This window comes from Ensifer sp. LBL, from assembly GCF_050435225.1.
Classification (GTDB): Bacteria; Pseudomonadota; Alphaproteobacteria; order Rhizobiales; family Rhizobiaceae; genus Ensifer.
The window spans coordinates 600,880-621,652 of the sequence record NZ_JBNDJY010000002.1; the positions used below are offsets into that span (position 1 = coordinate 600,880).

Annotated in this window: 23 protein-coding genes; 10 read left to right on the forward strand and 13 right to left on the reverse strand. The window is 63.9% G+C overall.

Annotation, left to right across the window (positions count from 1 at the left end):
• Window positions 1-27 precede the first annotated feature (27 nt).
• Window positions 28-1,227 (reverse strand): aminotransferase class V-fold PLP-dependent enzyme, encoded by a 1,200-nt coding sequence (locus tag OKW20_RS10035; RefSeq protein ID WP_192451222.1) that lies wholly within the window; start codon window positions 1,225-1,227, stop codon window positions 28-30.
• Between the two features lie 217 nt (window positions 1,228-1,444).
• Between OKW20_RS10035 and OKW20_RS10040 the strand changes: the two genes are divergently transcribed.
• Window positions 1,445-2,251, forward strand: coding sequence for an IclR family transcriptional regulator (locus tag OKW20_RS10040; protein WP_429172329.1), 807 nt, complete (start codon window positions 1,445-1,447; stop codon window positions 2,249-2,251).
• A 15-nt stretch (window positions 2,252-2,266) separates the two neighbouring features.
• On the opposite strand, the gene OKW20_RS10045 is transcribed toward OKW20_RS10040, so the two are convergent.
• The 5 genes from OKW20_RS10045 to OKW20_RS10065 form a co-directional block, all read right to left on the reverse strand.
• Complete coding sequence (locus OKW20_RS10045; RefSeq protein WP_429171902.1) at window positions 2,267-2,782, reverse strand: RidA family protein; 516 nt, start codon at window positions 2,780-2,782, stop codon at window positions 2,267-2,269.
• A gap of 22 nt (window positions 2,783-2,804) precedes the next feature.
• On the reverse strand, window positions 2,805-4,016 hold the full coding sequence (locus OKW20_RS10050; protein ID WP_429171904.1) for an amidohydrolase/deacetylase family metallohydrolase: 1,212 nt from the start codon (window positions 4,014-4,016) through the stop codon (window positions 2,805-2,807).
• Window positions 4,017-4,019: 3 nt separating this feature from the next.
• Window positions 4,020-4,889, reverse strand: coding sequence for an ABC transporter permease (locus OKW20_RS10055; RefSeq protein WP_429171906.1), 870 nt, complete (start codon window positions 4,887-4,889; stop codon window positions 4,020-4,022).
• On the reverse strand, window positions 4,889-5,830 hold the full coding sequence (locus tag OKW20_RS10060) for an ABC transporter permease (protein WP_043615358.1): 942 nt from the start codon (window positions 5,828-5,830) through the stop codon (window positions 4,889-4,891). The genes OKW20_RS10055 and OKW20_RS10060 overlap by 1 nt, the downstream gene beginning before the upstream one ends.
• 120 nt (window positions 5,831-5,950) lie before the next feature.
• Window positions 5,951-7,480: an ABC transporter substrate-binding protein gene (locus OKW20_RS10065; RefSeq protein WP_429171908.1), complete on the reverse strand. Its 1,530-nt coding sequence runs from the start codon at window positions 7,478-7,480 to the stop codon at window positions 5,951-5,953.
• Window positions 7,481-7,700: 220 nt separating this feature from the next.
• Here OKW20_RS10065 and OKW20_RS10070 point away from each other — a divergent pair, with 220 nt between their 5' ends.
• Window positions 7,701-8,399: an aspartate/glutamate racemase family protein gene (locus OKW20_RS10070; protein WP_043615363.1), complete on the forward strand. Its 699-nt coding sequence runs from the start codon at window positions 7,701-7,703 to the stop codon at window positions 8,397-8,399.
• A 36-nt stretch (window positions 8,400-8,435) separates the two neighbouring features.
• Here the strand turns inward: OKW20_RS10070 and OKW20_RS10075 are convergent, their stop codons facing one another.
• Together OKW20_RS10075 and OKW20_RS10080 are read right to left on the reverse strand one after the other, a co-directional pair.
• Entirely contained in the window at window positions 8,436-8,729 is a 294-nt protein-coding gene (locus OKW20_RS10075; protein ID WP_034787562.1) for a hypothetical protein, read from the reverse strand.
• 233 nt (window positions 8,730-8,962) lie between these two features.
• Window positions 8,963-9,910, reverse strand: coding sequence for a LysR substrate-binding domain-containing protein (locus OKW20_RS10080; RefSeq protein WP_429171910.1), 948 nt, complete (start codon window positions 9,908-9,910; stop codon window positions 8,963-8,965).
• A 144-nt stretch (window positions 9,911-10,054) separates the two neighbouring features.
• Here OKW20_RS10080 and ycaC point away from each other — a divergent pair, with 144 nt between their 5' ends.
• Window positions 10,055-10,681: an isochorismate family cysteine hydrolase YcaC gene (ycaC, locus tag OKW20_RS10085; protein ID WP_429171912.1), complete on the forward strand. Its 627-nt coding sequence runs from the start codon at window positions 10,055-10,057 to the stop codon at window positions 10,679-10,681.
• Window positions 10,682-10,759: 78 nt separating this feature from the next.
• On the opposite strand, the gene OKW20_RS10090 is transcribed toward ycaC, so the two are convergent.
• Both OKW20_RS10090 and OKW20_RS10095 read right to left on the reverse strand, forming a co-directional pair.
• Complete coding sequence (locus tag OKW20_RS10090; RefSeq protein ID WP_429171915.1) at window positions 10,760-11,938, reverse strand: MFS transporter; 1,179 nt, start codon at window positions 11,936-11,938, stop codon at window positions 10,760-10,762.
• A gap of 309 nt (window positions 11,939-12,247) precedes the next feature.
• Window positions 12,248-12,664: a DUF2000 domain-containing protein gene (locus OKW20_RS10095; RefSeq protein WP_429171916.1), complete on the reverse strand. Its 417-nt coding sequence runs from the start codon at window positions 12,662-12,664 to the stop codon at window positions 12,248-12,250.
• Between the two features lie 142 nt (window positions 12,665-12,806).
• Here OKW20_RS10095 and OKW20_RS10100 point away from each other — a divergent pair, with 142 nt between their 5' ends.
• Window positions 12,807-13,292, forward strand: a complete 486-nt coding sequence (locus OKW20_RS10100) for an Lrp/AsnC family transcriptional regulator (RefSeq protein WP_429171918.1) — start codon at window positions 12,807-12,809, stop codon at window positions 13,290-13,292.
• Window positions 13,293-13,304: 12 nt separating this feature from the next.
• On the opposite strand, the gene OKW20_RS10105 is transcribed toward OKW20_RS10100, so the two are convergent.
• Window positions 13,305-14,210: a LysR family transcriptional regulator gene (locus OKW20_RS10105; RefSeq protein ID WP_429171920.1), complete on the reverse strand. Its 906-nt coding sequence runs from the start codon at window positions 14,208-14,210 to the stop codon at window positions 13,305-13,307.
• 130 nt (window positions 14,211-14,340) lie between these two features.
• Here OKW20_RS10105 and OKW20_RS10110 point away from each other — a divergent pair, with 130 nt between their 5' ends.
• The 4 genes from OKW20_RS10110 to OKW20_RS10125 all read left to right on the forward strand — a co-directional run bounded on the left by OKW20_RS10110 (window position 14,341) and on the right by OKW20_RS10125 (window position 17,166).
• On the forward strand, window positions 14,341-14,820 hold the full coding sequence (locus OKW20_RS10110) for a carboxymuconolactone decarboxylase family protein (protein WP_043623425.1): 480 nt from the start codon (window positions 14,341-14,343) through the stop codon (window positions 14,818-14,820).
• A gap of 59 nt (window positions 14,821-14,879) precedes the next feature.
• The gene (locus OKW20_RS10115; RefSeq protein WP_429171922.1) at window positions 14,880-15,632 is read left to right on the forward strand and encodes an SDR family oxidoreductase; all 753 of its coding nucleotides are present in this window, start codon (window positions 14,880-14,882) and stop codon (window positions 15,630-15,632) included.
• 52 nt (window positions 15,633-15,684) lie between these two features.
• Window positions 15,685-16,092, forward strand: coding sequence for a cupin domain-containing protein (locus OKW20_RS10120; protein WP_429118959.1), 408 nt, complete (start codon window positions 15,685-15,687; stop codon window positions 16,090-16,092).
• A gap of 69 nt (window positions 16,093-16,161) precedes the next feature.
• Window positions 16,162-17,166 carry a mechanosensitive ion channel family protein gene (locus tag OKW20_RS10125; protein WP_429171924.1) on the forward strand — a complete coding sequence of 335 codons (1,005 nt, stop codon included), beginning with the start codon at window positions 16,162-16,164 and terminating at the stop codon, window positions 17,164-17,166.
• On the opposite strand, the gene OKW20_RS10130 is transcribed toward OKW20_RS10125, so the two are convergent.
• On the reverse strand, window positions 17,149-17,637 hold the full coding sequence (locus OKW20_RS10130; RefSeq protein WP_043623437.1) for an RrF2 family transcriptional regulator: 489 nt from the start codon (window positions 17,635-17,637) through the stop codon (window positions 17,149-17,151). The genes OKW20_RS10125 and OKW20_RS10130 overlap by 18 nt on opposite strands.
• Window positions 17,638-17,751: 114 nt before the next feature.
• Here OKW20_RS10130 and OKW20_RS10135 point away from each other — a divergent pair, with 114 nt between their 5' ends.
• Both OKW20_RS10135 and OKW20_RS10140 read left to right on the forward strand, forming a co-directional pair.
• Window positions 17,752-18,654, forward strand: a complete 903-nt coding sequence (locus tag OKW20_RS10135; protein WP_429171926.1) for a M23 family metallopeptidase — start codon at window positions 17,752-17,754, stop codon at window positions 18,652-18,654.
• 86 nt (window positions 18,655-18,740) lie between these two features.
• Entirely contained in the window at window positions 18,741-19,385 is a 645-nt protein-coding gene (locus tag OKW20_RS10140) for a LysE family translocator (protein WP_429171928.1), read from the forward strand.
• Window positions 19,386-19,444: 59 nt separating this feature from the next.
• Here the strand turns inward: OKW20_RS10140 and OKW20_RS10145 are convergent, their stop codons facing one another.
• Window positions 19,445-20,719, reverse strand: coding sequence for a GGDEF domain-containing protein (locus OKW20_RS10145; protein WP_429171930.1), 1,275 nt, complete (start codon window positions 20,717-20,719; stop codon window positions 19,445-19,447).
• Window positions 20,720-20,773: the final 54 nt, after the last annotated feature.

The window sequence follows — 20,773 nt, forward strand, 5'->3', positions numbered from 1 at the left end:
TGCTGCGTATCGTCGTTGGTCGTCGGGTCAGTCGGGCCAGCGCAGCAGGCCGGCGAAGCGGCGTGCGTTGCGTTCGGCAAGCGACGTGGCGATGATCTCGTTCGAGGCTCTCGCCTTGTCGAGTTCCTCGGCAAGCCGGCTGGCGACGATCTTCTCCTGGCCCGGATGCAGGTTGCAGGGGTCGAGGTAGAAGTAGTTGTGCTCTGCCTCGTGGTCGCGCACGATGATCGGCGGCGCGCCGCGCGCCAGCGCATCGGCGAGATCCCAGGCGGTGATATGCGCTTCCTGCGGGTCGATGTTGACGCGCAGCCGGTCGAGCGGGTTGTTGGTCGGGTCGGCCTCGATCACCGGCTTGATGCCGGGACGGCCGTCGAGCGTCTCGCGCCAGAGGTTCAGGTAACCGGTTTCGCGCTCGCGAATGCCGGCATGGTCGCGTGTTTCCCAGGCCTGAAGCGCCGCCATCACGCCGAGCATGCTTTCCTTGCCGACCTTCATGCCGCGGCCGATGCCGAGGTTCTGCAGGAAGGTGTTGCGCACCATTTCCTTTTTGCCGGCGACGATGCCCGAGGTCGGGCCGCCCAGGAACTTGTGGCCGGAATAGAGCACGATGTCGGCGCCCTCGTCGAGGAAGATGCGCAGGTCGTATTCCGAGGCGGCGTCGACGATGACCGGCACGCCCTTGGAATGGCAGACCTCGGCAAATTCCCTGAGACCGACGAGGCCGTACTGCACGACGTGGTGCGAGACGACATAGACGGCGCAGGCGGTGCGTTCGTTGATGGCGCCTTCGATATGGTAGCGATAGGCGGACGTGGCCTGGCCGACGATCACCGGCTTGGCGCCGGCGAGCCGGATCGCCTGGTCGACGGGCGCGCCGTAGCTGACCACATGGCCCATCTGCAGGATGACTTCGTTCTTGAGGCCGGTCGTGTCGGGCAGGCGCTCGATGGCGGCAAGATCGCTTCCGGTCATGGTGCCGGCAACGGCGAGGCTGATGCCAGCGGAGCACGACGCCGTGATGAAGCCGGCCTCAGCACCCGTCAGCCGCGAAATTACCGGGCTCACCTTGCGCTGCAGGTCGTTGATCTCGACGAACTGCGGCAGTATGCCTGTCATGGCCGCGATCGCTTCCGGGACCACGATCGATGCGCCGAGGCCCGTCATCGTGCCGGAGACGTTGATAACGGGGCGAAGTCCGAGAGCTTCGCGAATGTCACGGTCAGGCATAGTGGTCTCCATATGTTTTTCTGGCAGGCGATTTTCTGGCGGTCGAAACGGGTAGACTATTCCGTTTTCGCGGAATATCTACCATAGTAATGAAGTATGAGTGAGGCTTTCCGCCATCTGACGCGGCCGCCATCGGCGGCGGCGCGGCAGCGGAAGCCGAGATTTTACCGGCAGCACGCCTTTCGAGCGGTGCAGGAGTGAAGCAGTGGACAAGACGATGACCGGCGTCGAGCCGACCGACGATATCGAAACGACCGGCAAGCCGCGCCGTTCGCGCGTGAGCGGCATGGATCGCGCCTTGCAGGTACTCGATTTCCTTTATGAGACGGGTTCCCCGAGCGGCGTCTACGCCATTGCCAAGGCCGTCGGCGCGCCGCTGTCGACCGCTTACGTCATCGTCGACGACATGGTCGAGAAGAATCTGCTCAGCCGTGACGCCGACGGGCTCGTCTGGCTCGGCGACCGGCTCTATCACTATGGCCTTGCCTATGCCCGCTCGCTCGATTTCCTCGGCGTTGCCACCCGCGAAATGCACGACCTCGGCCGCGAAGTCGCCGAGACGATCCAGCTTTGCGGTCGCGACGGCGACTACATGCAGGTGCTCGCCATGGCCGACGGTCCCGGCCATTTCCAGGTGACCTCGCGCGTCGGCACCCGCGTGCCGCTCAACTGGACGGCGTCCGGCCGCCTGCTCGTCGGTCATCTTCCGGCCGATGAACGGCTGGAGTTGTTCCGCCGCTGCGCCCGCACGTCGCCGACCGGCCGCGCCGACATCGATCCGGCCGCCCTTTCCGACCAGGCCGGGAGCGCGCTTGCGGCACGGCTGTCGATCCAGGCGGGTGAATCCGACTATGCGGTCGCCTGCGTCGCCGCCCCGATCCTCGACGACAAGGGCAATTGCGCTGCCACGATCTCGATCGTGCTGCCCGAGCAGAAAATCCTCGACGACCGGGCGTTCTACGCCGATCACGTCAGGGTTTCCGCCGAGCGGATCGAAAAGATGATGGGCTGGCGCAGCCACTGATCCAAACTCCTGTCGTTAGTCGTGCAGAGCGACGATCGCCTCGATCTCGACGGTGATGTTTCCGGGTAGCGACCCGAAACCCACCGCCGAGCGGGCATGGCTGCCGGCCTCTCCAAAAACATCCATCAGCAGATCCGAGCAGCCGTTGATGACGCGCGGGTGCTCTTCGAAATCGGGCACGGCGTTGACCATGCCGAGCAGCTTGACGATCCGCTTGACCCGCCCGAGATCACCGAGCGCGTCATGCATGACGGCAAGCAGGTTTATGCCCGTCAGTCGCGCGTGCTGGTAGGCGCTGTCGACGTCAACCTCGGCGCCGACCTTACCGGCATGCAGGTGGCCGTCGACTTCGCGCGGGCCCTGGCCGGAGAGGTAGAGAATATTGCCTTCCTGCACATGGGTGACGAAGTTGGCGATCGGCGGTGGCGAGGGTGGCAGATCGATGCCGAGGGCTTGCAGCCGCTCATAGGGTGAGACGGCAGCAGAGGTGGTCTTCTTCTGATCCAGACTGTTCACGCGATATCCTGTCATTTCTGAATTCTGTTGCCTTGCCTCAGCGGTAGCTGAAGCCGTGGCTGTGGTCGGGGCATTCGACATGCTGCGGTTGGTAACGGTTGGCGGCAACCACCTCGGTGCCCATCACCGCGTAACGGGGCTCGAAGAGGCGGTTGAGATGGGCTTCGGTGCCGAGGGAATCGAAGACCCGTAGCTCGCTATCGACGAGGTCGAAGAGGGTGAATTCGGCGCGGGCGCCGACGGTAAGCAGATTGTCCATCGGCAGCCGGATGACCGAAGCCGGCGCTTGGGTCACGGCCTCGACCACCTTTTCGAAGGGCATGCCGACGCTGAGCAGCTTCGACATGGTGGTGCCGAGGTCCCAGACCGACTGGTTCATGCTGCGCAGATGCACGTCGGTCGAGATCGAGAAGGGCAGCAGACCGCGGGCGATCGCCACTTCAGCGACGCGGAAGGAGAACGAGGCGCCGCCATGGCCGATGTCGAGGCGGATGCCTTCGCCGGCGCAGCGTTCGGCAAGCTCGAACAGGTCCTCGTCCTCGATGATGCTGGAACCGGCCTTGCCGTTGAAGCAATGGGTGACGATGTCGCCGGGGCCGAGGATTTCGAGTACTTCGTCGTAAAGCGCCGGCGGTTCGCCGACATGCACCATCATCGGGATCTTCAGGATCTTGGCGATCTTCTTGCCGAGCTTCACCGGCGTGACGCCCCAGGAACCGGTGATCACATGGCTGGCGCGCACCTTCAGGCCGACGATGTGTTCACGGTTTTCCTGGTAGCAGGCGATGATGCGGTCGATGTCGATCGAGCGGATGTCGGAGAGCTCGCTGACGCGGTTGCAGGCGACAAGGCCGATCGAGCCGAGATTGAGGAACGCCTTGATGCGTTCGCGCGACGGCTCGATGATGTATTCGCGGAAACCGTGGAAATTGGCTTCACCCGCCGAGCCCGCATCGACGATCGTGGTGACGCCGCGCTCCATGCCGCAAAGCTGTGGGCGAACGGAGATGTCGGTGCCGCCATGCCAGACATGGGCGTGCAGGTCGATCCAGCCGGGCGAGATCCAGGCGCCATTTCCGTCGACGCGGCGTGCGCCGTCCGGGGCCTGAAGGTTCTGGCCGAGTGCGGCGATGCGACCTTCGCCGTCGACGAGGATGTCGATGGTCTCTGCCGGTGCGGCCATGCCGAAGGCGACGGGCTTCACCTGCCGGAGCAGGACCGGGCCCTTGCTGCTGGTTTCGTTAGCCATGACTTACAGGTCCTTTCTGAGGCGGGGGTCGAGCATGTCGCGCAGGCCGTCCCCGACCATCTGGAGCGACAGCACCGAAAGCACGATGGCGATGCCGGGAAAGAGCGTCACCCAATCGGCCTGGCCGATATATTGCCGGCCCGAGGCGATCATCGTGCCCCAGGTCGGGATTTCCGGGCTGACACCGACGCCGAGGAAGGAGAGCCCGGCTTCGGCGAGCATCGCATGGGCGAATAGGAAGGTGCCTTGGACCAGAACCGGTGACAGAAGATTGCGCAGCACGTGCCGGGTCATGATGTGCGGCGTCGAGATGCCGAGCGCACGGGCGGCCTCGACATAGGGAAGCTCGCGGATGACCAGCGTCGAGGCGCGCACGACGCGGGCAAGCCGCGGCGCATAGACGATGCTAAGCGCGATGATGACGGTCGTCAGCGACGGGCCGAGGGCGGCGACCAGCGCGATTGCCAGCAGGATGTCCGGAAAAGCCATCATCGCGTCGATGACGCGGGCGATCGGCGTGTCGAGCTTCTGGAAGAAGCCGGCAAGAAGGCCGAGCACCACGCCGATCGCGGTTGCGAGCGTGACGACGGCGGCACCGACAAACAGCGACAGGCGTCCCGCATAGATGGTGCGGGAAAAGACGTCGCGACCGAACTCGTCCGTGCCGAAGAACCATTGCAGGCTTGGCGGTTGCAGGCGGTTGACGATCGACAGCTTGCCGGGCGCGTAAGGCGCAATCAGCGGCGCGAAGGCGGCGAGCAGCACGAAGACGGTGAGAACGATCAGGCCGAAGGCAACGGTCTTGCGCTTTAGCAGCCGGCGGATGAACTTGCGGCCCTCGCTCTCGGAGGGGGCGGATACGGTGATAGCCATCAGTAGCGCACCCTTGGATCAACGAGGAGATAGAGCATGTCGATCGCGAAATTGATCAGCACGTAAAGGGCTGCAATCACGAGCAGCGCGCCCTGGATGACCGGATAGTCGCGGCGAAGCACGGCGGAGACGACGAGATTGCCGACGCCTGGCAGGCCGAACACGGTTTCGGTGACGACCGCGCCGGAGATCAGCACGGCGGCGGTGAGGCCGATGATCGTCAGGATCGGGATTAGCGCGTTTTTCAGCGCGTGTTTCATCACCACCTTGCGTTCGCCGAGGCCCTTGGCCCGGGCGGTACGGATGAAATCGTCGCCCAGCACGTCGAGCATCGAGGCGCGGGTGAAGCGCAGGATCAGTGCCGAGGAGACTACGCCGAGCGCGATCGCCGGCAGCGCCAGGTGGTACATGCGGTCCGCGAAGGAGGAACCGGGGCCGCCATAGCCGGAGACGGGGAACCAGCCGAAGCGCACCGCCAGCACCTGGATCAGGATCAGGCCGAGCCAGAAGCTCGGTATGCTCGCCGCCAACATGGCGAGCGTCGTTGCCGCCTGGTCGACGAAGGAACCGCGCCGGTAGGCGGCGTAGATGCCGATCGGCAGCGCGATGGCGCATGCGATCAGGATAGAGAACAAGGTGAGGAAGAAGGTCGGTTCGGCACGCTCTGCCAAGGCCGACGTGACCGGCTGGTTGAGGAAGATCGACTGGCCGAGATCGCCCTGCAGCAGCTGTCCGATGTAGTAGACATATTGCAGGCCGAGCGACTGGTCGAGGCCAAGCCGGGTGCGCAGCGCCGAAATGTCCTCCTGGGTCGCTTCCGGACCGAGCATGACGGCGGCCGGGTCCCCGGGCGTCACGCGGACGATGACGAAGACGATCGTGACGACGATCGCCATGACGACGATCATGCCCATCAGCCGTTGGAAGATGTAGCGTAACATGGTGGCCTCGAACCTTTCCTGTGCGCCCCGCCGAAAGGTGGAGGCGGAGCGACGCGCCCCTTCAGGCGGACGCCGGGCTTTTGCCCGAACATCCGCCGAAGTCCCTTGGGAGGGGGGAGCTTACTTCTTGATCGAAGCGTTCCAGAAGTACGGCCACGGGGCCGGCGAGACGCCCTCAAGCGTCTTTGCCTTGGCCGAGAGTGCGTTGAAGTCGCCGATCTTGATGAACGGCACTTCCTCGAAGATCACCTTCTGCACGTCGGCCCACAGCGCCACGCGCTTGGCCGGGTCGGATTCGGCGTTGAAGGCATCGACCGCCTTGGCGCGCGCCGGCGTATCCCAGTTGCCGGGCGCCTTCGTCGACATCATGCCGATGAGGGCCGGTTCTGGCAGGAAGGGGCTGTGGGTGATGTAGATGTCCCAGAGCGTCGGGTCGGCGCGGCGCTGGGTGAGCGTTGCCCAGTCGACCACCTGCAGATCGACGGTAAAGCCGGCGAGCTTCAGATACTCGGCGGCGACCTGCGCCATCTTGTAATGGAACTCGTACTGGCGGCTGGTCAGGATGCGCAGCGGCTCGCCCTTGTAGCCGGCGGCCTTCAGGAGTTCGCCGGCCTTTTCCGCATCGGCGATGTTGTAGGCGCCTTCGGTGCCGGCATCGGTCCGCCAGGTGAACTGGGACGGGTAGAGAGCAGCGTCGAGCGCATAGAAGTCGGTGGTGCCGAAGGCGGCGGCCATCATGTCTTCCATGCTGAGCGAAGCGCGGATCGCCTTGCGCAGGTCGAGGTTCTTGGTCATGCCGTTGCCGGAGTTCAAGACAAAGACCGGCCAGCCGAAGGGCTGGAGCATGACGGGTTCGGAAGCGCTCGAACCCTTGACGCGTTCGAAGGATTCGACCGGCAGACTATCGACATAGTCGTACTGGCCGGAAACGGCGGCCTCGACGCGGGTGTTCGGATCCGGAACCGGCACGAAGCGGATTTCGTCGGCATATTGGTGGCGGGCGCCGCCATAGCCGTTGGCCTCGCCTTCCGGCGTTTTGTAAGCGTCGTAGCGGGTCAGCTGGATGTACTGGTCCGCCTTGCGCTCCTTCAGCTGGTACGGGCCGGTGCCGACGAAATCGGTCATCGGCTCGGCCTGCTTTTCGGATGGAAGCACGATTGCCGCGGAGTTGTTGAAGGCGAGCAGCGAGACGAGCGGTGCGTAAGGGGTGGCGAGCGAGATCTTTACCGTCAGCGGGTCGATCGCTTCGATGCCGGAAATCGTCGTTGCCGTCTGCTTGCCGCGCGAGGCGACCTTGGTCCAGCGCTCGAGCGAGGCGACGACGTCCTTCGAGTCGAGATCGGTGCCGTCGTGGAACTTGACGCCCGAACGCAGCTTGATCGTGTAGGTTTTGCCGTCGGCGCTGATCTCCGGCAGGCTGGCGGCGAGCAGCGGCGTCGGCTTCCAGTCCTTGTCGAAGGTGTAGAGCGTTTCGAAAATGTGTTGCGAGACGATGCCGACGAGGTCGGCCGTCGATGCCATCGGGTCAAGGGTCGGCGGTTCGCCGACGGTTGCGACGGTGATCACGCCGCCCTTTTCCTGTGCAAAGGCGAGGGTTGCCGATGCCACCAATGCGGTTCCAATAAGCAATGCGAGTTTAGTCGATTTCATATTTGCTCCTCCTCATATTCCATAGTTATGCTATGTCGTTCTTTATTTTGGAATATAAAACGGCACAAAGCTGCAAATGTCAACCAGCTGTCGTCGGCGTGTCACAACCTTCGGCAGCGGCAAGCGGCAACCCTTGTCCTGGAGGTGCATAACGGGCGGGAGCTATCGCGAAGGCGCGGGATTTGTTAGCCCGGAGACCGGATTGAAAAGGGAGAGGAAAATGAAGGTCATCGGCCTGATCGGCGGCATGAGCTGGGAAAGTTCGGCGGAGTACTACCGGATCATCAACGAGACGGTTCGCGAGCGCCTCGGTGGCGTGCACTCGGCGAAATCGCTGATGTGGTCGATGGACTTCGGCGAGATCGAGCGCCTGCAGCATCACGGCGACTGGCCGGCTTTGACGGGAGAGATGATCGCCGCGGCGCGGCGTCTTGAGGCCGGCGGAGCCGATTTCCTGATGATCTGCACCAACACCATGCACAAGATGGCAGCGGACGTTTCGGCCGCCGTCTCCATTCCGCTCTTGCATATCGCCGACCCGACGGCAGAGAAGATCAAGGCGGCAGGCCTTCGCAAAGTCGGCCTGCTCGGAACGGCCTTCACCATGGAGCAGGACTTCTACAAGGGTCGCCTGGCGGAAAAATTCGGTCTCGATGTGCTGGTGCCGGAGGCGGAAGACCGGGCGAAGGTGCACGAGATCATCTACCGCGAACTCGTGGCCGGTATCGTCAAGGACAGCTCACGTGACGCTTACCGCGCCATCATCGCACGGCTGGTGGATGCCGGCGCCGAAGCGATCATCATGGGCTGCACCGAGATCATGCTGTTGATTTCGCAGGCCGATAGCCCGGTCCCGGTGTTCGACACGACCGAGATCCACGCGCTTGCCGCGGTCGATCTCGCGCTCGGGGACGCCTGACCACGGCCGACTGGCCGTCGGCCGTGATCGCACGGGCTAGTGCAGGGTAAATTCCCGGGGCTCGCCCGGAAACAGGCTGAGAAGTGCGATGCCCTGTTGCAAGAGCAGTTCGGCGGCTGGCAAGTCGCCGACGACCAGGTCGTCCGCACAACCGATGATGATGTTGGCGAGGCTGATCGAGTTTTCCGCGAACCGGTCGTCGCCGATCTCGTAGGCCTTCTCGGCCGTTGCCTCGAGCGCTTCCGCTACCAGCGCCATCATGTTCGAGCGTTCATCCAGCGTCATGGCATCCAGTGTCTTGGCGTCGGGAGTCTTGGCAGTTGTCTGCATGATTACCTTCCCTATTGTTCAAGCCGAAATGGCCGCGCCGGCCGAAGCCGGGGGAAAAGTCTACGACTGGGTGGGTCCAGGAGGGGAGCCGGCGTCGAACGCGGCTTCTCCATTAAGATCGTGCGTTGCGGCCGGATATGCAAGGAATGGCACCCATGCGGCCGGCGCATGGGTCCGTGGAAGGCGCGCCCAGGACGGCACTTTGACGTGAGCCCGCTTGACCGCCGGATGCGCTAGGCGGTGATATGGGGTGGCGTTGCCGGCCATGCCAGGCTCTCGTCGATCGTCAGGCGATCGGCGGCGCATTCCTGGGCAAGAAAGTCGATGAAGGCGCGGACGGAGGGCAGCAGCCCGCGCCGCGATGGAAAGACGGCGTGCACGACGCCGGACGCGGGGCGCCACTGCGGCAGAACCGGCACCAGTGTGCCGGCCACCAGGTCCTTCCAGATCATCATCGTCGGCAGTTGCACGATGCCCGCGCCGTCGAGTGCCGCTTCGCGTAGCGCCGCCATGTCGTCTGTCAGGAAGCGCGGCTCGTGGCGGACGACGGCGCGCTCTCCGTCGGCGCTTTCCAGCCGCCATTCATAGGTGTGCGTTGCCGAAGTCCAGGCAAGGCTCGGCAATCCCGTCAGCTGCGCGGGCTCGCCAATCGGCGCCTTCGGAAATCCGGGTCTGGCGACGAGATATTGCGAACTGTCGTCAAGCTTGCGCATCACCAGCTCGCTCTTTTCCAGCGGCGGGAACCGGACACGGATCGAAACGTCGAAGCCTTCGGCGATCACGTCCACGCGCCGGTTGGTGCTTTCCAGATGCAGGCCGATCCGGGGATGAGCGGTCATGAACCGGGCAAAGAGCCGGCCGAACTGGAACGAGATCAACGCGGTCGGGCAGCTCACCCGGATGATGCCCTGCGGCTCTCCCTGATGCTGCGCGATAAAGGCATCGGCCGCTTCCGCCTCGATTAACACCGCAACGCAGCGCTGGTAATATTCGCGGCCGACATCGGTAACGAAGAACCGGCGCGGCGAACGCTGGATCAGCCGGACGCCGATCCGGTCTTCCAGGACAGCAATGCGCCGGCTCAGCCGCGATTTCTGCGTACCGGTCGCCCGCGCCGCCGCCGCAAAGCCGCCGTGCTCCACGACTTGGACAAAATAATAGAGGTCGTTCAGGTCTTGCATCGTTCTATTGATAGGACGCTGCGTCGAAATTCACAATCTTTTTGCGGTGAGGGTCCTGCAGTAGCTTACGTTCAATCACAGCGGATCAAGCGGCAACGACGGTCGCTGGCGGTGATGAAAACCAAACGAAGGAAAGGACTTCCGATGACCAAGCCCTACGTACGCCTCAACAAGGATGATGTTGCCGTCCTGCTCGTCGACCATCAGACCGGCCTGTTGTCGCTGGTGCGCGACTTCGATCCGGACAAGTTCAAGAACAACGTGCTGGCGCTTGGTGATCTCGCCAAGTACTTCAAGCTGCCGACGGTTCTGACCACCAGCTTCGAGGACGGCCCGAACGGCCCGCTGGTGCCGGAATTGAAGGAACAGTTTCCCGACGCGCCCTTCATTCCCCGCCCGGGCCAGATCAACGCCTGGGACAACGAGGACTTCGTCAAGGCCGTAAAGGCCACCGGCAAGAAGCAGTTGCTGATCGCCGGCGTGGTGACCGAGGTCTGCGTGGCGTTCCCGGCGCTTTCGGCGATCGAGGAAGGCTTCGAGGTCTTCGTGGTCACGGATTCGTCCGGCACCTTCAACGAGGTGACCCGCGATTCCGCCTGGTCGCGCATGACCGCCGCCGGCGTTCAGCTGATGACCTGGTTTGGCGTTGCCTGTGAACTGCACCGCGACTGGCGCAACGACATCGAAGGCCTCGGCACGCTGTTTTCGAACCACATCCCGGACTACCGCAACCTCATCACCAGCTACAACACCATGGCGGCACGCAAGTAAGACACGCCAGACGAAGAATGACGAAAGCCCCGGCCTGGCATGGCCGGGGCTTTTTGCGTTCTCGTCTTGCCGTAGCCGTTACGCGCGGCTGGCGGCTTGCTGGGCGTCTTGCACGTCTATGCGGGCGGCGGGCTTGAGCCGGCCGGTCAGAAGCAGGCTGACGGCGAGGAATGGCACGAGCACGCCAAGCCCGAAACGCATGTCGCTGTATTCGGCGATCAGGCCGATCAGGGGCGGCCCGAGCAGGAAGCCGAGCAGTGCGATGAAGGACAGAATGGCGACGCTTGCGGCCGCCGGCCGGTCCTTCTGGTCGGCGGCGGCGGTGACGGCGAAGGGAAAGCCGACCGATACGCCAAAGCCCATGGCGGCAAAGCCGAGAAGCGCTGCCCAGGCAGCGGGGCTCACCACCACAAGAATGAGCCCGGTAATGCTGGCGATGCCGCAGGCGCGCGCCACCGCAACCGGGCCGTAGCTCGCCTTCAGCCGGTCGCCGGCAAAGCGCCCGGCCGCCACCATGAAGGCGAAGATCGAGTAGCCGAAACCGGCGCTGGCGCTGGAAAGGCCGAAGATGTCGCGCAGGAAGACCGCCGACCAGTCGGCGACGGCGCCCTCGGTCATGGTGATGCCGAAGACGAAGAAGCAGACCCCGAGCAATGCCCAGCCCGGCAGCTTGCGCCTGGATGGTGCCGCCTCGGCAGCCGCGGCCTCGCCGGTCTTCAGGAGCGGCAGCTTCCGGGCGAAGTAGACGCTGATCGGCAGCATGCCGGCAGCCGTCAGCGGCACCGCCCATTCCGGCGCCACATGCAGCGCCGCGAAGCCGACGCCGACCAGGCTGCCGGTCATGATGCCGAGGCTCCAGAAGCCGTGGCAGGTGCTCATGATCAGCTTCCCGGAGTGCTTTTCGATCGCGTCGGCCTCGACGTTGAGGCCGAGTTCAAGCGTCGTCAGCGCCGCGCCGACGATGGCGAGCGCCACGAAGAGCACCTCGATGTTCGGAGCCCATGTCGGCAGCCAGACGAGCGCCAGAAAGACGACGAAGCCGTAGAGGATGGTTGCACGGCCGCCGATCCAGGCGACGAAACGACCGGCAAAGGGCAGCGTCAGCAGAATGCCGACGGGCATGCCGAGCAGCGCGATCGCCAGTTCCGCCGGGCCGAGGCCGAGCCTTTGCTGCACGTCGGGAATGCGCGGCAGCCAGGCGCCGAAGGCGATCGGTTGCAGGAAGAAGATCAGCATGATGAGCCGTTGATTGGTCATGCGTTTTGTTCCCCGGATAGCGTGTCGCGCGATGCACCCTCGGCAAGGGCGGGAGCCGTCGAGCCGATGCGGTATGTGAAGGATTTCTGATATTCTGAAAATTGTTTTCAGAGCTTGTCGCGCAGACCGGGCCCCGTCAAGGCGGGAAGAGGCCGGCAAGTCGGAAAGCGCTGCCTTTCCGAGCGAATGGCTATCGGTGTTGCGAATGTGTCGCCACCAATCCGCGCATTGGTATGGTTCAGGTGAAAAAAATGTACATGCCGGGCAGGGGCGGGACCCGACCCGCCGCGCCGTTGCGAGGCCTTTGCCCTATCGCAGCAATTTCAGCGATCCCGTCAGCGATTTGACCCACTTGCCGTCGCCGGCAAGGCCGATGCCGTCGATCGTCTCCTGCGAAAGGTCGCGTTCCGGAAATTGCGCCTCGTAGTCCGCGTAGCTGTGCAGCGAGCGCGCGAAGGCGGGAAACGGCACGACGACACGGTCGTCGTCTTTCGGCAGCGCCTTCAGGAGCAGCGCGCGGATCGTCGCGCCATCCGCCTGGAGGATCGGCACCGGCCGGTTGGAGCTGATATCGATGGTATTCTGCCTGCTGTCCGTCAGCTTCTGGTTACCGAGACCGGGCATCGCCGAGCCGATGCCGATGGAGATCGCCGCGATCGTGTTGGCGAGATGGCCAGGTGCCAGTTCGGGATTGACGATGATGGCGAGGCGGGTGTCCTGAAGCACGTGGTCTGTTTCCTCTCTCTATCTCAAGGCGGCTGCCGGACGGGAGAATAGACCGTGTGGCGAGGTAGTTTCTTTCGGATGTTGCGAAAAATAGAAAATATGAGGTAGATTCTACCGAGTACACCTCGAACTGAGATGGAAAATGCCCGCGACCCTGACGCCCGCCGATGTAAAGATTCTGAACGCACTGCAAAGTGACGGGCGCCTGAGCAACCAGGCGCTTTCGGAGGAGGTGGGCATGTCGACCTCGCCCTGCTGGCGGCGCGTGCGGCAACTGGAGGACGACGGCGTCATCCAGGGTTACATGGCCGTTCTCAATCGGCGGGCAATCGGCCTTGGGGTGCTTGCCTTCATCCGCGTGAAGATCGACAGCCATACGGAGGCGGAAGCGGACGCCTTCGCCGAGGAGGTGATGAAGCTCGACAGCGTCGTTGCCTGCTACAGCATCGCCGGCGATGCGGACTTTCTGCTCCAGGTCGTCTCTGCCGACCTCGATTCCTATTCGGATTTTGCCATGAAGGTCGTGCGGCGCCTGCCGTGCATCAAGGAGATGCAGACGACCTTCGTGCTGAAGGAGATCAAGGCCTATGGCGGGCTGCCCCTTCGTGCCTCGGCCGGCCAACGCTGACCCAAGCCGCGGTCAGGAGGCGGACGCCATCAACGGGTCTTCCCGGACCACCTCCACCAGGAAATCGAGAACGGTGCGCACGCGCAGCGGCACGTTTCTGCGCGAAGGGTAGACGACGCTGATCGGCAGGCGCGCCGGCGGGAAAGCCGGCATGACGTTGACCAGGCGGCCGGCGTCGATGTCCGGGCGGGCCAGGATATGGGAGAGGATCGCAAGGCCGTTGCCGGCGAGCACCGCGCGATGCACGGCCACCGCACTGTTGGCGACGAGCCGGGGCGCGATGCGCACGAAAACGTCGTCGGAGCCGTCGGAAAACGTCCACTGGCGGCCGTCGCCGGCGCGGCTGTAGCAGATGCATTCATGCGTCCCGACGTCGTCGGGCATCTTGGGCGCGGGGCGCCGGTCCAGGTAGTCGGGTGCCGCCACCAGAAACGCGGTGGTCCAGCCGATCCGCCGGCAGATCAGGCCGCTCTCCGACACCGGGCCCAAGCGCACTTCCAGATCGATGCCCTCTCCGACCAGGTCCGAGGGCTCCTCGCGAAACAGCAGCTCGACCGACAGGCCCGGATGGCGGGCGAGGAGGGTGGCCAGACGATCGCTCAGATAGAGGCCGAGCGGCGCGGGCACGGTTAGCCGCACGCGGCCCGCCACGAGGCCGGTCTCGCCGCAGGAGGCTTCGGTGAGAGCATCGACCGCCTCGACCACTTTGAGCGCCATCGGGATCATGTGCTCGCCCTCGGCGGTCAGCGCCAGCGCATTCGTCGTCCGGTGCAGAAGCCGCGTGCGCAGATGCTCCTCGAGCGCCGAGACCTGGCGTGACACGGCCGGCTGGGTCAGGCCGAGGTCGTTGGCGGCGGCGGAGAACGAGCCGGTCTCTGCCACCCGCAGGAAGGCTCTGAGCGCAGAAACGATGTCCATCCGGCTTCCCCCAAACGTTTCGACATAAGCCTTATGCGCCGAGTTTACGCCGGACACGCTTTACTGTCCATCAATTAAGGATATCTTGTATCCATAAGGATAATAAATGTCCTTAATTAGGAGCAAATCCATGACCCAGCGCCTCAACTACGCCCAGCAGTCACCCGAGTTTTTCAAGAAAATCTCCGACTTCAGCCTCAGCCTGAAGGACAGCGTCATCGAGCAGGCCATCCGCGATCTCGTCAATCTGCGCGCTTCGCAGATCAACGGCTGCGCGTTCTGCGTCGACATGCATGTGAAAGAGGCGAAGATCCACGGCGAGAGCGAATTGCGCCTCTACCACGTGGCGATCTGGCGGGAATCGAACCTGTTTGCGCCGCGCGAGCGCGCGGCACTCGCCTGGACCGAGGCGCTGACGAAATTGCCCGAGGGCGGCGTACCGGACGAACTCTACGAGCGCGTGCGCGGCCAGCTCTCGGAGAAGGAAATCTCCGATCTGACCTTCTCCATCATGGCCATCAACGCCTGGAACCGCGTCAGCGTCGCCTTCAAGTCCGTGCCCGGCTCGGCCGACAAGCTCTATGGGCTCGACAAAGCCGGGCTCAACTGAGCGCGCCTCAGCAACCGTCATGCAAGGCGGCGCGATGGGCGCCGCCGATGGAGGATCCCATGAAAATCGTCATCATCGGCGGAACCGGCCTCATCGGTTCAAAGACGGTCGAGCGCCTGCGCAAGCGTGGACACGAGGTGATCGCCGCCTCGCCGAACACCGGCGTCAATACGATCACGGGCGAGGGGCTCGCCGAAGCGCTCAGCGGCTGCGATGTCGTCGTCGACCTCGCCAACTCCCCTTCGTTCGAGGACAGGGCGGTGCTCGAATTCTTCGAGACGTCCGGCCGCAACCTACTTGCCGCCGAAAAGGCTGCCGGTGTCAAACACCATATCGCGCTTTCCGTGGTCGGTACCGAGCGGCTGCAGGAGAGCGGCTACTTCCGCGGCAAGCTTGCCCAGGAAAAGCTGATCAAGGCCGGTGGCGTGCCCTTTACGATCGTGCACTCGACCCAGTTCATGGAGTTCCTGAGCGGGATCGCGCAATCGGGAACAGTCGGCGACGTCGTGCGCCTGTCGCCGGCCTATGTGCAGCCGATCGCGTCTAACGACGTCGCCGATGCCATGACCGACGTGGCGCTCGCCGCTCCCGTCAACGGCACGATCGAGATTGCCGGTCCCGAACGCTCGCGCCTCAGCGATCTCGTCGCCCGCTACCTCAAGGCGACGGGCGACAATCGCAAGGTCGAGCCCGACCGGGAGGCGCGTTATTTCGGCGCTCTACTCGAGGACGGCTCGCTTGTTTCCGACAACCATCCCCGCCTCGGCCGCATCACCTTCGAAGAGTGGTTCGCAACGGCGCCCCGCAAGTAACCGAACCGGAGGTGCGCGTCGTGCGTCTCCCTCATCTGAAAGGATTTTCGACATGATCAAGTCTCTCCTCGCCGCTCTTGCCGTTACCGCAACCCTGTTCGGCACCGCTGTCGCCGGTGATGCTGCCAAGGTGACGCTTGTCTATGAGCATGAATTGCCGAACGTTCCGGGCAAGAGCATCAAGGGTGTCCTGGTGGAATACGGGCCTGGCGGCTCGTCCGAGGCGCATACCCATGCGAGCACGGCGTTCATCTATGCGACCGTGCTCGAAGGCTCGATCCTCAGCCAGGTCAATGACGGCCCGGTGAAGGAATACAAGGCCGGTGAGAGCTTCTCCGAAATGCCGGGTGACCGTCACGGCGTCAGCGCCAACGGCAGCAAGACCGCGCCGGCCAAGCTGCTGGCCGTCTTCGTCGTCGACACCGCCGAAAAGGAACTGACCTTTCCGGTGACGAAATAGCGTGATGCCAAGGGCCGGGTGCCAAGCGTGCGCCCGGTCCTTCTTTCGGCCCAATTGCTGGAGCCTGCCATGTTCGCCGAGCACCTGCCCTTGCCACTGATCCTGATCAACCTTCTCGGGGCCGCCGGCATCGTCGTTTGGCTTCTGCAGGGTCGCCGCCGTCCGATGGCGCGGCTGATCGTTCAGATCCTGTTCTTCTCCATCATGACCGCGGTTCTCCTACTTGCCGGGATCATGCCGCATCGCGGCGACGACCAGAATCTGCAAGGCGCAGCGGCGTTCCTCGCGACCTCGGCGCGCGTGCTTTGGTGGACACACCTCGCCTGGTCCCTCGTCGGCTTCGTTCGCCTCTACATCGTTCTTGACCGGCGGCCACAGGAAGCCCGCCTTCTACAGGATCTCATCGTCGCTGCCGTTTATCTCGGCGTGGCGCTGTCGATCCTGGGGTTCGTTTTCAAAGCGCCGATCGGCACGCTCGTCGCCACGTCAGGCGTCGTCGCCATCATCGTCGGGCTTGCGCTTCAGAACACGCTCGGCGACGTCTTTTCCGGGATTGCCCTGACCCTGGGGCGGCCGTTCGCCATCGGCGATTGGGTGGCGCTCGGTGACGGAACCGAGGGGCGGGTCATCGAAAACAACTGGCGCTCCACCTTCCTGCTCACCAGCGCCCACAATGTCGTCGTCCTGCCGAACAGCGCGCTCGCCAAGGTCGGGCTCACCAACTTCAGCCGCCCTGACGAAACCCATCAGATCTCGTTGCCGATCCGCATTGCGGCGGATCGCCCGCCCGGCCGGGCCGAAGAGGTTCTGCGGACCGCCTTGCAGGCATGCACCCGGATCGTGCACGATCCGCCGCCGGCCGTGGCCCTCAAGGCAATCGACGCCGTGGCGATCGAGATCGAACTGCAGTTTCGCGTCAGAAGCCCGGCGGAAAGGACGCCCGCGCGAAACGAGGTAATCGCACGCGTCCATGAGCAATGCCGGCAAGATGGCCTGTCGCTCGCGCTGCCGGCGTATCTCTACGTCTCGCCGGCTGAAACCACGGCAGGGCGCCGCTCATCCGGCGCGCTCTAGCACCCAGGCGAAGCTTCGCTTCCAGAGATCGGCGGGGAGTTCCTTCGAAAGCGTCTCGATCAGATCGGACAGGCGCACGCTTCGCAGCTTGTCGCGCCAGGCTTCATCCGCTTCCCACATGATGCGCGCCACAGCGCAGGGCGTCTCTTCGCAGTAACCAGGCGCCCGGCAGGGATTGTTGGCCCGGATGTTGGTGCAGACAAAGGTGCGCGTCCTGCCTTCGACCGCCTCGACGATTTCGAGGAAGGTCAGTTCCGCTGGCGCTTTTGCCAGCCGGTAGCCTCCAGAAGGGCCGAGGGTCGTGTGGACGAGGCCTGCCTGTGACAGGCTTTGCAGCGCCTTCGACAGATACTCCTTCGGAAGTCCGTGGAATTCGGCCAGCGCCTTGGTCGATAGGTAGCGGCCCTCGGGCAGGCCGGCGAGAATGGCGCAACAGTGCAACGCCCATTCGACTTGGCTCTTAAGGATCATACGCTCTAACGATCATTTTTCGTCCGGCAGATGCCGTCCGCATCTATTAAGGACAAAAAATATCCCTATTTTTTCCCTGTGTAAACAGCGTCGTCGTGTGCAACAGGAGGGGTCATGGTCGTTGTCGTCGGTTTTCTGCTTGTTCTCAGCATCCTGTTGCCCCTTGCCTTCATCTGGCGACTGTGGTGGCTGAATGAGCCGACGCGGCTTGGCTGGTTGCTGGCGTTTGCAGAAACCGTCGTCCTGCTCGCCTTGATCGGGGTTCTCAACCGCTGGGATATCGCCGGCTTCTGGACCCGGGCGGCGCTTGCCGCGCTGGCGGTCGCGGCGGCTCTGGTCTCGTTGCCCCGGCATTGGCGCCGGCCCTGGCTGTCGCCGGATCGTGGCGCCTTGGCGCGCAGCCTGGTGCCGACCGTAACCTCTCTCGTCGTCTTCGGTGCAGCACTCGCCTATGTCTCCTGGGGCATCGGCGCACGGCACGATCCGCGCGCGCTGACCTTTCCGCTGACCGGCGGCCGTTTCGTCGTCGCGCAGGGCGGCGGCATCGGCGTGCTCAATCATCACAGCGATCACCCGGCGCAACGCCACGCCCTCGACATCACGGCGATCGGCGACGCCGGCTTCCGGGCGTTCGGATTGCTGCCCAGGGATCCCGCCGACTACGCCATCTTCGGCAAGACCGTCGTCAGCCCCTGCGAGGGGGAGGTCGTTGCGGCCGTCGACGGTCTTCCCGACCTGCCGCCGCCCGAGGCGGACCGGGACAACCCGGCCGGAAACCACGTGATCGTCGCCTGCGACGGCATGCGGGTGGAACTGGCGCATCTGCGCGAAGGGAGCGTCACCGCCACGGTCGGGGCGCGGGTTCTCGCCGGCGATCCCATCGGCGCCGTCGGCAACTCCGGCAACAGCACGGAGCCGCATCTGCACATTCATGCCGTCGACGCAGGATCCGGAAAGGCGGTTCAGCTGTCCTTCGACGGGCGTGTTCCTTCACGCAACGCGCAATTTTCCAGGTGAAAACCGATACGCGGTTGAACGGGGCTGTGCTTTACACGCTCGATCTGAATGGCCAAAGATAGGCCGCTCAGAGGAGGAGCTCGTTCATGGACATCAACACCATGGCTGCCTTTGCGGCCGTCACCTTCATCGCCGTCGTGACACCCGGTCCGGATGTGATCCTGGCGATGGCCAACGGGTCTCGCTTCGGCATGAAAAAGGCGGTTGCCGGCATGGTCGGCGTGCTCCTTTCCGACTTCTTCCTGATCGCCGCCGTTGCAGCCGGCCTCGGCGCCATCCTTGCCGCCTCGGAGTTCTGGTTCTCGGTCGTCAAATATGTGGGCGCCGGCTATCTCGCCTGGCTCGGCTACAAGATGCTTCGGCCCGGCAGAACCGAAAAAGCCGAAGGACAGCGCGCGGAAAGCGCCGATCTCGTTCGTTCGGAATCCGCGCTTGCGATCTGCCGCCACAGCATGATCGTGGCCATCACCAACCCGAAGGCCTACCTGTTCTTTTCCGCGCTGCTGCCTCAGTTCATCAACCCGGCCGCGCCGCAATTGCCGCAGTTCCTGGCGCTTACAGCCGTGTTCACGGTCGTCGAGTTTGCCGTCATGTTCGGCTACGCCCTTGTCGGCTTCAAGACGACGCAGTTTGCCGCCTCGTCGATGCGGCGCTGGATGGAAAGAGGCTGTGGCGGCGCCTTGCTCGTCTCAGCCGCCTCGCTTGCGCTGGTAAAGCGCGTCAACGGATAGGCGGTGGGGCGCGATACCGGCGCGACCGGCCGATGGTTCGCTTCACTGACGCGGAAATATCAGGAGCCGGTGGGCCGGCGCGTCGCCGCACTGTTTCTGGATGGGCTTAGCGATAGAAGCGTCGCCGCCGTTTCCGTGGGCGCAATCGAGCCCGCAGCAAACTGCGGCATGCCTGACGAATCTTCCGACCAGACGCTGTTTCTGCCGGCGGCCTTGGCGGCATAAAGCGCGGCGTCGGCGGCGGAAATGATCGCGTGCACATCCTCGTGCCGATCGGCAAAGGCAATGCCGATGCTGACCGTTGCCGACAGCACGCCCTTGGCCGTACTCATCCGGCGTGCCTCGAGCGAGGTGCGAATGCTGTCGGCAATGGCGATCGCGTCGGCGCGATCCGCCTGCGGCAGACAGGCAGCGAATTCTTCCCCGCCGATGCGCGCGATTACGGCGCTGCGCGGCACGGCCTTCGACAGGATCCCGGCAAATTCCACGAGCACCTGGTCGCCCACCGTATGGCCGAAGCGATCGTTGATCGCCTTGAAGTGATCGATGTCAAGATAGAGCAGCGCTCCCCTGGCCGGTTGCGTGGCGAGATGGCTCTCCAGCTGCGCAAGGAACGAGCGGCGGTTCGGCACGCCCGTCAGTGCGTCTGTTTCGGAGGCGAGCTTGTAGCGTTGCTGCGTTCGTTCCTTGACCAGCGCGAAGAACGCAAAGCCTCCGGCGAGGCTGTGAAGAAACAGTTCGAAGGTCAGCAACTGGTACCAGAGCGGCTGCGCCGTTCCCGCCGCCGTGTTGCCGGCGAGCGGCCAGATCAGGATCAGCGGAATGCGGGAAAGGTAGAGCAGGCCGTGGGTGGCGAAGACGAAGGCGACGATGTAGGAGCTGGGGAGCTTGCGGAAATTTTCCGACCGGAAGATCTCGTGCGCGATCAGTGCCGAATAGGCGAAGATCAGCATGGAATAGAGCACGATCCTGCTGGTGACGCTCTCGCGAACATAGTCTGAAGAGTAGGTGACGACGATCCACAGGATCGGTCCGATGAGCGCGGAGGCGATCTTGAGCGGCTGATTGTCAAAGGCGCGCAGGCCAAGCCAGATCATCGCCAGCCCTAGCACCGCGAGCGCATTGCCGAGCGAGATGGTGATGAAGTTGTAGCCGTCGCCGCGCAGCGTCAACAGGACGAAGCCGAGCGCGCCGATGGCGAAGGCAGAGGACCACAGAAGCAGTTCGAGGCTTTTGCGCTCCTGTCGCCAGGCAAGTCCGAAGAAAGCGGCGAAGATCACCAGTGTCGCGAACGAACTGAGCATGATCGTCGGGGTATGCAGGATGTCCACCATCGTCTCCTGATGTTCGCGCGAAACCATGCCCGACAAGCGTAAAGCTTTCGCAAA

What these genes read in the sequence shown, in the direction of transcription:
- OKW20_RS10035 (WP_192451222.1), bottom strand. Translation starts at nt 1,227, where the DNA reads ATGCCTGACCGTGACATTCGCGAAGCTCTCGGACTTCGCCCCGTTATC.
- OKW20_RS10040 (WP_429172329.1), top strand. Translation starts at nt 1,445, where the DNA reads ATGACCGGCGTCGAGCCGACCGACGATATCGAAACGACCGGCAAGCCG.
- OKW20_RS10045 (WP_429171902.1), bottom strand. Translation starts at nt 2,782, where the DNA reads ATGACAGGATATCGCGTGAACAGTCTGGATCAGAAGAAGACCACCTCT.
- OKW20_RS10050 (WP_429171904.1), bottom strand. Translation starts at nt 4,016, where the DNA reads ATGGCTAACGAAACCAGCAGCAAGGGCCCGGTCCTGCTCCGGCAGGTG.
- OKW20_RS10055 (WP_429171906.1), bottom strand. Translation starts at nt 4,889, where the DNA reads ATGGCTATCACCGTATCCGCCCCCTCCGAGAGCGAGGGCCGCAAGTTC.
- OKW20_RS10060 (WP_043615358.1), bottom strand. Translation starts at nt 5,830, where the DNA reads ATGTTACGCTACATCTTCCAACGGCTGATGGGCATGATCGTCGTCATG.
- OKW20_RS10065 (WP_429171908.1), bottom strand. Translation starts at nt 7,480, where the DNA reads ATGAAATCGACTAAACTCGCATTGCTTATTGGAACCGCATTGGTGGCA.
- OKW20_RS10070 (WP_043615363.1), top strand. Translation starts at nt 7,701, where the DNA reads ATGAAGGTCATCGGCCTGATCGGCGGCATGAGCTGGGAAAGTTCGGCG.
- OKW20_RS10075 (WP_034787562.1), bottom strand. Translation starts at nt 8,729, where the DNA reads ATGCAGACAACTGCCAAGACTCCCGACGCCAAGACACTGGATGCCATG.
- OKW20_RS10080 (WP_429171910.1), bottom strand. Translation starts at nt 9,910, where the DNA reads ATGCAAGACCTGAACGACCTCTATTATTTTGTCCAAGTCGTGGAGCAC.
- ycaC (WP_429171912.1), top strand. Translation starts at nt 10,055, where the DNA reads ATGACCAAGCCCTACGTACGCCTCAACAAGGATGATGTTGCCGTCCTG.
- OKW20_RS10090 (WP_429171915.1), bottom strand. Translation starts at nt 11,938, where the DNA reads ATGACCAATCAACGGCTCATCATGCTGATCTTCTTCCTGCAACCGATC.
- OKW20_RS10100 (WP_429171918.1), top strand. Translation starts at nt 12,807, where the DNA reads ATGCCCGCGACCCTGACGCCCGCCGATGTAAAGATTCTGAACGCACTG.
- OKW20_RS10105 (WP_429171920.1), bottom strand. Translation starts at nt 14,210, where the DNA reads ATGGACATCGTTTCTGCGCTCAGAGCCTTCCTGCGGGTGGCAGAGACC.
- OKW20_RS10110 (WP_043623425.1), top strand. Translation starts at nt 14,341, where the DNA reads ATGACCCAGCGCCTCAACTACGCCCAGCAGTCACCCGAGTTTTTCAAG.
- OKW20_RS10115 (WP_429171922.1), top strand. Translation starts at nt 14,880, where the DNA reads ATGAAAATCGTCATCATCGGCGGAACCGGCCTCATCGGTTCAAAGACG.
- OKW20_RS10120 (WP_429118959.1), top strand. Translation starts at nt 15,685, where the DNA reads ATGATCAAGTCTCTCCTCGCCGCTCTTGCCGTTACCGCAACCCTGTTC.
- OKW20_RS10125 (WP_429171924.1), top strand. Translation starts at nt 16,162, where the DNA reads ATGTTCGCCGAGCACCTGCCCTTGCCACTGATCCTGATCAACCTTCTC.
- OKW20_RS10130 (WP_043623437.1), bottom strand. Translation starts at nt 17,637, where the DNA reads ATGATCCTTAAGAGCCAAGTCGAATGGGCGTTGCACTGTTGCGCCATT.
- OKW20_RS10135 (WP_429171926.1), top strand. Translation starts at nt 17,752, where the DNA reads ATGGTCGTTGTCGTCGGTTTTCTGCTTGTTCTCAGCATCCTGTTGCCC.
- OKW20_RS10140 (WP_429171928.1), top strand. Translation starts at nt 18,741, where the DNA reads ATGGACATCAACACCATGGCTGCCTTTGCGGCCGTCACCTTCATCGCC.
- OKW20_RS10145 (WP_429171930.1), bottom strand. Translation starts at nt 20,719, where the DNA reads ATGGTGGACATCCTGCATACCCCGACGATCATGCTCAGTTCGTTCGCG.